Genomic DNA, 13,440 nt, shown 5'->3' with positions numbered 1-13,440 from the left:
ATAGCCCCCGATTTATCTGATCCAGAACCCTGCCAATGGCGGCATGGTTGACGCCATTTTGGGTTTTGACGAGATGAAGCAGGCTTCACCCGTAATATGTTTGTCAGGGATAGGGGGATAGCAGGCGGGTATCCATGTGAAAAAACGGTATCAATCCGTTTCCTGACCATAAGTGGATAGAGATTGCGTGACGTGGATAGCGGGGGTCAATTACTGCTTTTGACGGAGCGTTTCAGACGGCAATACACCAAACTGACGCGCATAGTTTTTTGCAAATCGCCCCAGATGAATGAAACCCCATTTTAGCGCGACATCGGAAACGGTTGTCCCGTTTTCGGCGGCAAGCAAGTCGCGATGGGCGTGGATCATGCGCATCGATCTGACATAGGCCATTGGCGACATGCCATAGGATGTATTAAAGGCCGCCTGTAAGGTTCGATAGCTGCAACCGGCATGTTTTACCAGATCATCAAGCGTGATTGGTGTTGATGCATGGGCATGGATGTAGTCGCGGGCGCGTTTGACGTATCGTGGAACCGCCGAGGATTGAGGCGTGTTATGTAATGCTGCTGAACAGGAGTTTGGCAGCAACATCAGGATGTTGGTTAACAGTAAATCGCGAAAGCCGTTTAAAATGATATCGTTGTTCCGGGTCTGAAACGGATTGTCCAGCGCATTGGCGATGTAATGCAATGTCTCGCGGATATGGCGCCCGCCCGGGGTGCGAAAATCCAGCCCGGTCTCAAATTCAAGATCTTCGACCGGTTTGATATCGTCAATCAGGTTGCGGCAGTGGCGTTGTAAACTGTGTAACGGCAAGTGTACACCAAGGCACGAGAACTTGTCTTCGCAGGCCGACATGGGTTTGCGCATATCGCGCATCAGCCCTTTATCGATTGAGATGTCATGGTCCTGCCCCTGATGATTTACCGCGCCCACACCGTTGGTCAGGGCAAGCAGGAAAAGCGACCTGTTATCGCTTTCCGGGGCCTGGATTTGCAGGCGGACGTCACCAAACGATGCATGTATGAAATTTAGGTCGCTAAAAGAAGCCTGGTGAATAACAGCATCAACTTCGCCCATTTTTCCAACAACATCAATGGTATCAATGCAGTTCAAATCAGAAAGCAATGCGCGCGTTTCATGAAGATTGCGGGATGCTAAAACCTGATGGCTTTTAAGGTATGTCATCGAATTGTCCCATAGTTGGCAATCTGGATCACATAATGAATCCTTGGGTTATATTGTGCTGCCAGCGCTATGGGGCTGATCTGGATAATATTGGCTTTATAAGATGTAAAAGTATTCCATTTAAACGCTTTAGACAATTGTTTTGATAGAAGACATACCGGGTGCCAAAAGGCGTGCCAAAAGGGCAAGCCCGTTTTCCAGTATAGTGCGGTCCGGCGTGACACCTAGCGAAATTCTAACGGCATTTGTCGTGTTTGGCCCAACTGCAAATGCCGACGCCGGCACAACGGCGACACCGGCCCATTCAGCCTGTCGGGCAAAGCCGTCGGCCTGCCAGTGATCGGGCAGGTGTAACCACGCATGATGACCATTGCGATCCGCCGCGATTGCGGGGCCCAAATATTGTGCCGCTAATGTTTGACGTGCCACATTTTCCGCGCGGATTTGCCCGATGATTTTCGCAAGCAGGCCTTCTGCGATCCAGCGGCTGGCAAGAGCACACATCAAGGGCGGGGGCATCAGCACGGTGGCACGCAATATCGCCGCAAGTTGCCGGGCTTGCGCTGTACCCGGTGCGACGACATAGGCAACTCGCAAGGCGGGCGTTGCACATTTGGAAAGGGTGGCGATATGCCATGTAATATCAGGGCCAAGGCTGGCCAGTGCGGTTGTTTTGGTTTTTAACAGTGGCCAATAAGGATCATCTTCAAGGATGGTAACGCCATATTTTCGCGCCAGACGCACCAGATCGGCCCGGCGGTCATCGGGCAGGGTGGCGGTGGTCGGATTATCAATATTGGGAACCAGATAAATCGCCTTGGGGGCGTTTTCAACGCAGGCCTTTTCAAAGGCATCGGGAACAATGCCGTGACAATCCATACTCAGACCCAGCAGGTGCAGGCCCATTTGCACGGCGATCGCCTTTAACCCCGGATAGGTCATATCACCGGCAACCAAAACATCGCCGGGTTGCAGCAGTAAATTGCAAATTGCATAAAGTGCTGTTTGCGCGCCGGCGGTTACCAGAATACGATCCGGGTCCACATTTTCAATGCGCGGCTGTAACCAGCCAGCGGCGACTTTACGGTCAAAATCCGACCCGCTGCTATCTTGATATTGCAAGTTTAGCATGCCGCCTGCGTGCGATAAAATGTCGGACATGCCTTGGGCAAAATGTTTGCGGAAATCCATGCTTTCAAGTTGAGGCGGGGTGTTCATGCCGAGATCGACAAAGGGCTGGCGTTGACTGACCACGCCGCCAACTTCAAATCCCTTGCGAACGAACGTGCCGCGCCCCGGGCTGGCATCAACAAGGTTTCGCCGCCGTGCTTCGTTAAACGCGCGGGTAACGGTGGTTAAATCAACGCCAATGGCCTGGGCAATAACACGCTGGGACGGCAGCCTTTCGCCGCGCGCGACCAGACCGTTTTTTATGTCGTCCTCAAGGGCATCAACAATACCGACATATTTAAGTCGGGCATTTTCTTTCACCCATGGCTGCCACATATGCTTGCCTTATTGTATGTCTTTAATGCCTGCAATGTTTATGTTATGCATGCATACAAGTACGCGATTACGTGGTGAAACAGGATGATGTTTCGGCGAAAAGTTATGCATTTTCAAGTTTATAATTATCTATTAAATATCTGATATATTTTATGAATGTAACAAATTTTTGAGAATATATAACTTTAATGCCACAGCTTGATACCATCGTCGCTTCATTTATAACATTAACCCATACAATGTCCATACATTAATGACATTATACCGGAGAACCTGGCATGTTGAACGATGATGAATGGCCGCCGATCCCGCCAATCAAGGTTGGTATCCTCGGCAAATGTCCGCGTTGCGGGCAAGGCCATATGTTTGATGGGTTCCTCAAAATCGCTAAAAATTGCGAGGTTTGCGGACTTGATTTTTCTTTTGCAGACCCGGCAGATGGCCCGGCATTTTTCGTCATCTGTTTTGCCTGTATCCCCTCGCTGATCATGGGGATTTGGATCGAGATGGCCTATCAGGCCCCCTATTGGGTGCATGTGTTCACGACCTTGCCCTTTTTGTTGCTGACCTGCATTCCGCCGCTTCGGCCCATGAAGGGATGGCTGATTGCCAGCCAGTATTATTACAAGGCAACCGAAGGCAAGCGTGTGGCCGAGGAAAAATAGCTGTCATCAGCAAGGCCAGGGCGGCGGCGATTTGCCGGAAATACCCGCACCTTTTGCCTTGGGGTATGCGCAGGTGATGCAAACAAGATGAAACAATGTGCTTTAGCGCGTTGTTCCGGCGGCAAACATGTTTTCGTCATGACGCAGCAGGCTTTGGCCGATTGCGCCCTGCATGGCAATGTCCTTGTCCCATGGCAGGTGCAATATTTGCGGCCCTCGGCGCAGTTCTGGCACCTGGGCATCTTCGAGGCTGCGATGAATTTCTGGTGCCATCAGGTCGTAAGCTCTGGCACCTGAGCCGGTAATGAAAATGCGTTCCGGCCCCAAAAGGGCAATCAGATTGGCAATGCCATATCCCAAAACCTTGCCCGCATGACGAAACAGGTCGGCAATGTCTTCCTGCCCTTCATGTGCTTTGCGAACCAGATCCATCATCTGGTCTTCGCTGGGGTGTAATCTGTTTACGGTGTCTGTACCCGTTTCGGCGGGAAGGTCGATTAATGTGCTGGCGTCGCGCAGGATGGCATAGTCACCGATATAGGCCTCAAGGCAGCCGCGCTTGCCGCAATTGCAGAGCGGGCCATCAGGCTGATACTTCATGTGGCCAAATTCGGCGGCGGCGCCAAAATGGCCATTATAAACCGCCCCGTTCAAAACCAGCCCCATGCCAATGCCATAGCCCAGCATGATGACGGCAAAATCACCACTGCCGCGAATATTGGTGTTTTGGGTGATGGCGGTGGCGATGCAGTTGGCATCATTGGACATTTGAACAATGCCGCCATAACGTTGCCTTAGGGGTTCGGTCACGGCCAATTGGCGATGGCGCAATGCCGGTGACCACATGATGTCACCGCTATTGCTGTCGGCAACGCCTTGCACGGCAATGCCGATGCCAACCGGGGGGTGGGGGGTTAAGTCCCGGTGCTCTTCCATAAAGCCATCAATCAGGCGGCACAGGGTTGTAATCAGCGATATTTGATCAAGGTCGCGGGTGTTGACGCGATGTTGGCGGCTGGATTCTATTTCTCCCTTGAAATTGCCCAGGGCAACCTCGATCAGGTTAATAGTAATTTTCACCCCGATCACATAGGCCGCCGACGGCACCAGATCGAGCAACACCTTGGGGCGTCCCCGTGTCGCGCCGTGTGCCGCTTGCGGGCTGTTTGATCCGTTGGGACCAGTGCTGCCATGGGCCGCACCCTGCATTTCCTGTACCAAGCCCTGCGTCATCAGTTCCGCCGTTAACGAGGTGACCGTGGCGGGGCTTAGCCCGGTGGCATTGCCAATGTCGATGCGGGCGGCTGGTCCATGCACCCGCAAATACCGTAAAATGGCAATTTGCGAGGGCTGGCGGGGCATATCGGCGGGAGTGCTGCGGCTCATGCAAACGGCCTGTTCTGACGTAAAAAGTTTGGAGCTTGTAACGATTGATGGTTTGCTTTCTGACATGGCATTTTTGGCGCTGCTTTGGCAAGGGAATGGGCAATGTTATGGCATGTCAGGTGGCGTGGCGTGACGTGACGATGGCGAGATGTCATCTTCTGGCAATGCGCCCAAGGCAGAGCGTGATCCTGGAAATTAAAGGAAATATGCTTTGGGTGAGAAGGTCCTTTCAAGGATTGATCGTAAGGAAATATTGCACATGTTGGCGTGCAAGTAAGGTGGTGCCAACACGCGGGTTCCTGGCTTGCTGCTTTTAATTCACCTGATAAAATATTTTTGTGTGATCATGATGTCTGTGCCGCAACATTGGTTGCTCCGGGCCCGGCGAGATGCATAAGATGTTCAGGCATTTTGCCCAGAATGATCATTCCTAAAACATCATCGTGGGTCACATCCTTTGTCCGCACAGTCCCCACCAGTTTGCCGTTTTTCATCACATGCAACCGGTCGGAAAGGTCAAACACATCGTGCAAATCATGGCTGATCAGCAAAATGCCCAGGCCGTCTTTTTTTAACTGGTCAATCAGTTCGCCGACCATGCGGGTTTCCTGAACACCAAGGGCGGCACAGGGTTCATCCATGATCAGGATGCGGGCCTCGAACAGCAAGGCGCGCGCAATGGCAACCGCCTGGCGTTGCCCGCCTGATAACGCCGAAACCGGCGAATTGAATTTTTTGAAATTCGGGTTCAACCGATGCAGCACTTCACGGGCTTTGTGCTCCATCGCGCCATCATCCAAAAACCCGGCTTTGGTGACAATTTCGCGGCCCAAAAACAGGTTTTGTGCGGCGTCAAGGTTATCGGCAAGGGCAAGGTTCTGATAGATGGTTTCGATCTTGTTGTCCCGGGCAGCACGGGCATTTTCAATTTTGGCTTCGCGCCCGTCAACAATGATCTGCCCGCTTTCAGGTGTGTAGGCCCCCGACAAAACCTTGATCAGGGTGGATTTTCCGGCCCCGTTATGGCCCAAAACGCCAACAACTTCACCGGGATAAAGATTAATTGAAACACCGTCAACAGCCTTGACCCCGCCAAAGCTGATATGAATATCGCGCATTTCAACCAGTGGCTGCGTGCCTGCAGTGCGATCTGACATGATTTTTGCCCCTTATGCCGTCGGGTCGCTATAGCGACGGTGGAAATATTTGTCACTAAACACGGCCAGCACCAAAACCAGACCAATGACGATGCTTTGCAGGGAGGTATCAACGCCCAGCAACGCCATCCCGCTTTGCAGGCTTTGCATCACCAGTGCGCCAATCAGCGCACCATAAATGGTGCCAAGCCCGCCCGCCAGCGAGGTGCCGCCAATGACAACGGCGGCAATAACGCGCAATTCATCAAGTGTGCCCAGATCATTGCCTGCCGATTGCAGGCGTGCCGATGAAATCGCGGCACTGATGGCGCAGAGGACTCCCATCAGGGCAAAAACCGCCACCGTCATTCGTTTGACATTAATACCGGCCAGTTCTGCTGCCTGCGGGTTGCCGCCAATGGCAAAAACATAACGGCCAAATCGGGTTCGCTTTGCCGCAATGGTCAACACAATGGCGACCAGGGCCACAATCAATAGCGGAATGGCAATGCCATGCGAAATTTCAAGGTTTTCCGGCGTGGCGGGAATGCCGCGCTGTTCCAGGACTTTTTCTGCCGCACGTGTGGGCAGGTAGTAAGCATTTAAGGTAACAACTGCAATCAGAACCAGCCCGGCCTTGATAACGGCGTTGGTATATTCGGCCCATATCGGTTTAACGGGAAATTCAAATGACAATCGGCGTCGCCGATCCTTGATTGCGGCATAAATGATCGCCGCAATGGCAATGGCCGCGACAATCCAGCTCCATGTTGCGCCGATGGTGCCGTTAATGCCGCCGCCCAGCAAAATGAAATTGGCATCCAGCGGGGCAACCGTGCGCCCCTGTGTTACCCACCATGCCGCCCCGCGCCACACCAGCAAACCGCCCAGCGTAACGATAAAGGCTGGCACACCAAGATAGCCAACCGCAACCCCCTGAATGCCGCCAATCAACGCCCCGATGATAAGACCAACCAGCAAGGTGATGATCCAGGTCATCGGGTGGTTATAGGCCAGAAATTGCGGCAGGATGTCGGTTTGCACCACCCCCATGATCATGGCCAGCACGCCAAGGATGGAGCCAACGGACAAATCAATATGGCGGGTTACAATGATTAAAACCATGCCACAGGCCATAACAGCCACAGATGCCGTCTGTACCGACAGGTTGAAAATATTACGCGGGGTAATAAAACGCCCCCCGGACGCCAGGTCAAAGCCGATCCATATAATCAGCAATACGGCGGCCAATCCGACCAGGCGGCGGTCGATTTCCATTTTGGCAAGTATCTTGGTCATGTGATGTGCTCGTCAGGCAGCGGGGCCGGTGCTGCTGGTGTCCGGCCCCGTGGTTTCGCAAAGTCGAAAGGAAGAACAGGCGGGCAAAAGCCACGCCTTAGTTGCAGGCAGCGACCGTGCCGCTTTCAACGCCTTTGCAGACGACATCCTTGCTGACCCATCCGGCATCAATCACCAGATTAAGTTTGTCCTGGGTAATGGCAACCGGTTTTAGGAAATAGGATTTCATGACGGTGCCATTGGGGCTGGTCCAGTCCTGTGTGCCTTCAACATCGCCCAGTTTGGTGCCTTTGGCCAACTCAACCGCAATTTCTGCGGCGCGCTGCCCCAAAACACGGGCGTCTTTCCAGACTGAAACGGTCTGTGTGCCCAAAGCAACCCGGTTAAGGGCGGCATGATCGCCGTCCTGCCCGGAAACAGGAATACCCTGCATGCCCTGTGCGGCCAGGGCGGCAATTGCGCCGCCTGCCGTGCCGTCGTTCGAGGCAACAACCGCGTCAACCTTGTTATCAGCGGCGGTCAAAAACTGTTCCATGTTGCGCTGGGCAATGGCGGGTTGCCAGCTTTCGGTGTAGGCCTCGCCAACGACCTTGATGTCGCCGCTGTCAATGGCGCTTTGCAATACTTCCAACTGCCCTTGATGCAAAATATCGGCATTGGGGTCGGTTGGTGCGCCCTTGATGAAAACGTAATTTCCCTTGGGCTGTTTGGCATAAACTGCTTCAGCCTGAAGGTAGCCGACTTTTTTGTTGTCGAACGTAATGTAATAGACGTTCGGGTTTTCAATCAGTCGGTCATAGCCGACAATCGGAATGCCTTCGTTAATCGCCTGGGTAACGGCGGCACCGATGGACGATGAATCCTGCGCCAGAACGATAAGGGCATTGGCCCCGCGTGAAATCAGGCTTTCAATATCGCTCAGCTGTTTGCTGGGCGAGCTTTGGGCATCGGCACTGATATATTCAGCGCCGGCGGCATTTAGTGCCTTGACGATGGCGGCTTCATCGGTTTTCCAGCGTTCTTCCTGGAAATTTGACCAACTGACGCCAACGATCAAATCGGCAGCAAATGCATGTGAAGATAGCAATACAGCACCCGCAAGGGCGACCGAGGATAGGAGCTTTTTCATCTGTTTCTTCCCTGAATAAAATTGCCTTGGGCCGACATTTATTTTTGTTATCGAAAAAATGTTGACGTGTTGAACCGGGCCTGTCAAATTTTTTTTGAATATTGCCACAAAAAATGTGCGTAAAAGTTTTTATGCACTGCCATAAAGGTATCATTGATTGAATTTTCGCCGCAATGCACATGCTGCGGTGCAAAATTTAATTTACTCAATAAAAATAAACATCAAGACAGGAAACGCCATGTCAGCGACCTATCACGACATAGACGGAAAAGCGGTCCTTGTGACCGGTGGGGCATCGGGCATTGGCGCAGCTATCGTGCGTGCCTTTTGCGCCCAGGGGGCAAAGGTTGGCTTTTTCGATATCGACGTTGCCGCCGCCACGACCCTGTGTGACAGCATCGAAAAGGATTTGGGCATGCGCCCGGTTTTTGCCGAACTTGATTTGCGCGATCAACGGCAAATTCCCATAGCGATTGATCAGATGGCGGCGGAAATTGGCACGATTGATGTGTTGGTTAATAATGCCGCCCGCGATGATCGCCACAGCCCGGCAGAAACCGGCCCCGATGAATGGCGCGACCGGCTTGATGTGAATTTGTCGCACCAGTTTTTCTGCGCGCGCGCCGTGGCTGCTGGCATGGCACAACAGGGGCGCGGCAGCATTATTAATTTCAGTTCCGTCAGTTATTTGATGGGGCTGCCCAATCTGGTGGCTTATGAAACGGCCAAGGCGGGCATTGTCGGCATGACCAGGGCACTGGCACGCGACTGGGGTGCAGATGGCATTCGTGTTAACACGGTCACCCCGGGTTGCATCATAACCCAACGCCAGCTTGATTTATGGATCACCCCCGAAGATGAAGCCCGCATTTTGGAAAACCAGTGCGTAAAACGTCGGCTGGTTGGCGATGATGTTGCCCGGATGGTTCTGTTTTTGGCATCCGATGTGTCATCGGCCTGTTCGTCACAAAACTTCATTGTTGATGGTGGGCTGGTATAACGCGTATCACGCTGTTATCTTTTCCATTCTGCCTCGACAGAACTGCGTTTAAAGTGGTTCATCCGTCTTTGCCTCCAACATCCGAGCCCCATTATGTCCCGCCATATTGCGCCAAACGAACCTGTCACTATTAACGAACAGGCCAATCCTTATCGTGACTGCATTCAAGGATTGGCCAATCAGCCGATCACGGTTGTGCGCCTGTTACGAGATGCGGTAAATGAAAACCCGGCCGTTGCCCGGGATCGCAAATTTAATGTGCCGGAAATTCACGATATTGTGGGCCGTCTGGTAGAAAACCGGCCACGGGTGGCGATTATTGCCGGGGCACCAGACCACCCCGCCCATCTGCTGGATCGGCCACAGGCATTGATGGCGGCATTACGGATATGGGAGCAGGGCGGGGTGCCGTTTTTGTTTCATGTGCCGGTCATTTGTGATGGTACGGCGCAAAACAATATCGGCCAAAGCTATTCGCTGGTGTCGCGCAACAATACGGCAGCGGCGGTTAATATCACCTTTGAAGGCCACAGCTATCATGCGGCCTATGTTATTGCCGGGTGCGACAAATCGCCTGCCGCTGTGGTGGCCGGTCTGGCAGCGGCCGATCTGGCCCGGGCCCATCGTGGTGACCAGGCCCCGGTCTGGGCGGTATTTGCCCCGTCGCATGTGCTTAAAGGCGGTGAAATACCCGATGGCACCCGACGGTTGCTTGATAAAATCGCCAATGATGCCGACCATGCCGGGCATGATGATCTTGGCGGCGATATTCGCGAAAATATGCGCTATATCCTGCAATGCACGTCGGACGAGGCCTTTGCCGGTTTGCTTGAACGCGCCCGTTTGAGTGGCGTCATCGACGGCGCAATGGAACGTCGCGTGCTTGACCAACTGGCCGCTGCGACCTGTGATTCCAAAGGCGGCATTTGCGCCTTTAACGGCACCGGCAATTCATCTCGCACTATGTTAGCGGCATTCGGGTTAACCCCGCCCGAACTTGAACTGCTGACCGATGTGCCGCCCTTTGCCGCCGTTGCCGCGGGGATTGATGCGCTGTTTGCGGCCTTTAACAAACCGGAATATGCGATTGGCAATTTGTTAAAGCGTAATTTTGCCAATTTTGTCCGTGTTCATAATGCCACCGGGTCAAGCAGCAATATGTTGCTGCATCTGCCTTTCATGATGCGTTATGCCGGGTTTGACATCACCATTGACGATTATCAGGATGTGCGCACCAAAACCCCGGTGCCCGAAATTTTCGCCCATAGCCTGACGGAAAACCGCGATACCTTTGTTCTGGCCCAACAAATGGCCGACGGCAAAAACCGGGGCATGGAAAGCATTTACCGGGTGCTAAGTGACCTTGGCGTCCCTATGGACCTTGATGCCCCCACCATTTTAGGCAAAAGCTGGGCCGAGCGGATTGTAAATCTTGATAACCCTGTTGATCTTTCCCTGGGCGATAAATCGGTTATTCGGGCAACGCCGGTGCGGGCGCGGTCCGGGGTGGATGTGATCACCGGCAGCTTTTTTGAAAACTGTGCGGTTAAAACATCGGGCATGAGCGATCATTTGCTTACCCATTTTAACGACCATGTTTTCATCGTGCGGTATTACGAAAACGAGCATCTGTGCAATGCGGATTTCGCCGCCGCCGACATGGTTGATCGTTTGATGAAAACCGAGGGTGTTGACCCTGAACTGATTGCGGCCATCGTCAAACGAAACGGCGGAGCTATTATCGACGGGATGTCATCGCGCGACATGCTGGCGCAGGGCCTGTTATCTTTCGCCTTTGTCATTGGCGGGCAGGGGCCTGAGGCCTATGGCATGCCCGAAATGTTTGCGCCCTCGCAAAACCTGCGCCATCACCGCATTCTTGAAGCATCCAGTATGCTGATCACCGACGGGCGTTATTCGGGTGTCACCAAAGGGGCGTGTATTGGCCATATGGTGCCCGAGGCCTTTGTTGGCGGCGGCATTGGTCATTTGCAAAATGGCGATGTCTTACGCCTTGATTTAACGAAATTAACATTGGATTGGCTGGACCGTGCAGCGTTTGTGGCCGGGCAGGAAATTGTCGCAAACCCGGCCGATTTACCCGCCCGTGCCCCGTTATTTACCGAACGTCAACATCGTATGATCAACCGCCAGCAAGATATTGCTGCCAGCAATGTGATGGACCATGTTTCAAATGCGGCACGCGGCATTGTGCCAGGTGTGGTTGACCGGCGCGCTGTAAAGCCCTGGCGATAATTGCGATTCTCACGAGGTAGCTGAAAAGGGCTTTTCGTAATTTATCCGTTGCCTTTCTGCCCTATGCCAGGCGGGCAGGAAGGCATTTTGTCGGGGCATTGCATCGTGGTTCCAGGTTTCATTTTCTGAAAAGAATATGAAATGCGTCATCCTGCGGCGCATAGAAATCGCATTCTACCTGGAAAACATTCTTCAGGAGATCGGGGGTCAAAACGTCGGTCGGTTTACCGTTGGCGATAACTTTTCCCTGATCAAGGACCAGCAAGTGATCGCAAAACATTGCAGCATGGTTCAGGTCATGCAGCGCGACGATGCTGGTTAACCCCAACCGGGTAATCAGTCGTAAAATTCCCAATTGATGCTGGATATCAAGATGGTTGGTTGGCTCGTCAAGAAACAGTTCGCGGGGTTGCTGTGCCAGCGCACGCGCAATATGAACGCGCTGCCTTTCTCCCCCAGACAGGCTCTGCCAACTTGCCTGCCGGAATTTACTCATACCCACTTGCTGTAAGGCAGTGTCGACAGCGTTGGTATCAAAATGGCTCCATCCTGCCAACGGGTTTCGGTGGGGGGTCCGTCCCAGTCGCACAACATCTTCAACCGCAACATTTATCTCGGTTGTTGCATGTTGCTGTACCAACGCCACACGTCGGGCCAGATTGCGCCGGGGTATGTTTGATATATCGTTCCCTTCCAGGGTAATTTTACCCGAGACAGGACGTCGTAACCCGGCCAGCAATCGTAACAATGATGATTTTCCAGACCCGTTGGGGCCAATCAAACCCAGTACTGTACCGGGTTTTACAGTCAGTGACACGTTATCAACAATCGTTTTGCGGCCAATGCGCCACACCAGATTCTCTGCCTGAATACTCATACAGCCTGTCTCGCACGGTAAAGTATCAACGAGAAACACGGCACACCAACCAGCGCGGTCACAATTCCGATGGGGAGGGTTTGTTGCGCCATTACACTGCGCGACACAATGTCAGCCAATACCATGAATACAGCCCCCACCAGCGCACATGCGGGTAGCAGACGCATATGCCCCGGTCCGATCAGAAAACGCACGGCATGGGGCACAACCAGCCCGACAAACCCAATCGCACCGACCATGCTGACGATTGTTGCGGTTATTAATGCTGTTACACTAAAAAGTATGAACCGGACGCGTCCGATGTGAATCCCAAGAGATGCCGCCGCGTCATCGCCAAATGTAAATGCGTCAAGTGCTTGCGCATGCCAGATACAAATCGTCAACCCGCCAATGATGATGACAATTAAAAGCTGAAATTCAGGCCAGCGCACGCCGCCAAAGCTCCCGAGTAACCAGAACATGACGTCTCGTGCTTGCTGCGCGTTGCCCGATGTCGTTACGATATAGGCAGTCAAGGCGTTAAAGAGTTGTGCCGCAGCGACACCCGCCAAAATGGTTCGGTCCGGCCCGCCACGTCCGCTGTTTGAGAGTATCGCGACAAAGACAAAAGCAGCCATTGCCCCGGCAAAGGCCCCCACCGACAACGAAACGGTGCCCGCACCAACCCCCATGATCACGATTGCGACGGCCCCGGTCGATGCCCCGGCCGAAACGCCAAGAACATAAGGTTCGGCCAGCGCGTTTCGCAACAGAGATTGCAAAATAGCCCCGCATATCGCCAACCCGGCCCCACAAAGTGCTGCGACGAGGGCGCGGCTCAGGCGCAGGTTCCAGATGACGCTGTCCTGTATTTGACTGATATTGACGGCACTGAAACCCAAATGATTGCAGATCGACAAAGCAACCGTGCGTATGGGAATGCGCATTTCGCCAATCCCGACGGCCATTGCAATGGCAAAAGCCAAAACAACGACTGAAACCAGAAGCAACAGTTC

11 protein-coding genes are annotated in these 13,440 nt (G+C 53.2%); 3 read left to right on the top strand and 8 right to left on the bottom strand.

The genetic code is table 11. The features are described from left to right. Nucleotides 1-210: 210 nt before the first annotated feature. Both AAC086_RS03205 and AAC086_RS03200 read right to left on the bottom strand, forming a co-directional pair. A complete protein-coding gene (locus AAC086_RS03205) occupies nt 211-1,191 on the bottom strand; it encodes a helix-turn-helix transcriptional regulator (RefSeq protein WP_339775202.1) in 981 nt (326 codons plus the stop codon). 129 nt (nt 1,192-1,320) lie between these two features. Continuing rightward, entirely contained in the window at nt 1,321-2,697 is a 1,377-nt protein-coding gene (locus AAC086_RS03200; RefSeq protein ID WP_339775199.1) for a PLP-dependent aminotransferase family protein, read from the bottom strand. A 278-nt stretch (nt 2,698-2,975) separates the two neighbouring features. Here AAC086_RS03200 and AAC086_RS03195 point away from each other — a divergent pair, with 278 nt between their 5' ends. Next, complete coding sequence (locus tag AAC086_RS03195) at nt 2,976-3,362, top strand: DUF983 domain-containing protein (RefSeq protein WP_339775196.1); 387 nt, start codon at nt 2,976-2,978, stop codon at nt 3,360-3,362. 102 nt (nt 3,363-3,464) lie between these two features. Here the strand turns inward: AAC086_RS03195 and AAC086_RS03190 are convergent, their stop codons facing one another. The 4 genes from AAC086_RS03190 to xylF all read right to left on the bottom strand — a co-directional run bounded on the left by AAC086_RS03190 (nt 3,465) and on the right by xylF (nt 8,312). Then, nucleotides 3,465-4,748 (bottom strand): ROK family transcriptional regulator, encoded by a 1,284-nt coding sequence (locus AAC086_RS03190; RefSeq protein WP_339775194.1) that lies wholly within the window; start codon nt 4,746-4,748, stop codon nt 3,465-3,467. Nucleotides 4,749-5,092: 344 nt separating this feature from the next. After that, nucleotides 5,093-5,905, bottom strand: coding sequence for an ATP-binding cassette domain-containing protein (locus AAC086_RS03185; RefSeq protein WP_339775192.1), 813 nt, complete (start codon nt 5,903-5,905; stop codon nt 5,093-5,095). A 12-nt stretch (nt 5,906-5,917) separates the two neighbouring features. After that, on the bottom strand, nt 5,918-7,183 hold the full coding sequence (locus AAC086_RS03180) for a sugar ABC transporter permease (protein ID WP_339775189.1): 1,266 nt from the start codon (nt 7,181-7,183) through the stop codon (nt 5,918-5,920). A 97-nt stretch (nt 7,184-7,280) separates the two neighbouring features. Further along, a complete protein-coding gene (gene xylF, locus AAC086_RS03175) occupies nt 7,281-8,312 on the bottom strand; it encodes a D-xylose ABC transporter substrate-binding protein (protein ID WP_339775186.1) in 1,032 nt (343 codons plus the stop codon). 238 nt (nt 8,313-8,550) lie between these two features. On the opposite strand from xylF, the gene AAC086_RS03170 reads away from it, so the two are divergent. Both AAC086_RS03170 and AAC086_RS03165 read left to right on the top strand, forming a co-directional pair. Further along, nucleotides 8,551-9,312, top strand: coding sequence for an SDR family NAD(P)-dependent oxidoreductase (locus AAC086_RS03170; RefSeq protein ID WP_339775183.1), 762 nt, complete (start codon nt 8,551-8,553; stop codon nt 9,310-9,312). A 93-nt stretch (nt 9,313-9,405) separates the two neighbouring features. After that, nucleotides 9,406-11,568: a dihydroxy-acid dehydratase gene (locus tag AAC086_RS03165; protein ID WP_339775180.1), complete on the top strand. Its 2,163-nt coding sequence runs from the start codon at nt 9,406-9,408 to the stop codon at nt 11,566-11,568. 118 nt (nt 11,569-11,686) lie between these two features. Here the strand turns inward: AAC086_RS03165 and AAC086_RS03160 are convergent, their stop codons facing one another. Continuing rightward, nucleotides 11,687-12,445 carry an ABC transporter ATP-binding protein gene (locus AAC086_RS03160; RefSeq protein ID WP_339775177.1) on the bottom strand — a complete coding sequence of 253 codons (759 nt, stop codon included), beginning with the start codon at nt 12,443-12,445 and terminating at the stop codon, nt 11,687-11,689. Continuing rightward, the gene (locus AAC086_RS03155; RefSeq protein WP_339775175.1) at nt 12,442-13,434 is read right to left on the bottom strand and encodes an iron chelate uptake ABC transporter family permease subunit; all 993 of its coding nucleotides are present in this window, start codon (nt 13,432-13,434) and stop codon (nt 12,442-12,444) included. The genes AAC086_RS03160 and AAC086_RS03155 overlap by 4 nt, the downstream gene beginning before the upstream one ends. Nucleotides 13,435-13,440 lie beyond the last annotated feature (6 nt).

Source organism: uncultured Thalassospira sp. (assembly GCF_963976115.1).
Lineage (GTDB): Bacteria > Pseudomonadota > Alphaproteobacteria > Rhodospirillales > Thalassospiraceae > Thalassospira.
Note: the sequence above shows the minus strand (reverse complement) of the source record. Positions and strands in the feature narration are given on the sequence as shown.

Coding starts and splice junctions, on each gene's coding strand:
- AAC086_RS03160 (WP_339775177.1), bottom strand. CDS start 12,445: ATGAGTATTCAGGCAGAGAATCTGGTGTGGCGCATTGGCCGCAAAACG.
- AAC086_RS03165 (WP_339775180.1), top strand. CDS start 9,406: ATGTCCCGCCATATTGCGCCAAACGAACCTGTCACTATTAACGAACAG.
- xylF (WP_339775186.1), bottom strand. CDS start 8,312: ATGAAAAAGCTCCTATCCTCGGTCGCCCTTGCGGGTGCTGTATTGCTA.
- AAC086_RS03195 (WP_339775196.1), top strand. CDS start 2,976: ATGTTGAACGATGATGAATGGCCGCCGATCCCGCCAATCAAGGTTGGT.
- AAC086_RS03190 (WP_339775194.1), bottom strand. CDS start 4,748: ATGAGCCGCAGCACTCCCGCCGATATGCCCCGCCAGCCCTCGCAAATT.
- AAC086_RS03200 (WP_339775199.1), bottom strand. CDS start 2,697: ATGTGGCAGCCATGGGTGAAAGAAAATGCCCGACTTAAATATGTCGGT.
- AAC086_RS03185 (WP_339775192.1), bottom strand. CDS start 5,905: ATGTCAGATCGCACTGCAGGCACGCAGCCACTGGTTGAAATGCGCGAT.
- AAC086_RS03180 (WP_339775189.1), bottom strand. CDS start 7,183: ATGACCAAGATACTTGCCAAAATGGAAATCGACCGCCGCCTGGTCGGA.
- AAC086_RS03170 (WP_339775183.1), top strand. CDS start 8,551: ATGTCAGCGACCTATCACGACATAGACGGAAAAGCGGTCCTTGTGACC.
- AAC086_RS03205 (WP_339775202.1), bottom strand. CDS start 1,191: ATGACATACCTTAAAAGCCATCAGGTTTTAGCATCCCGCAATCTTCAT.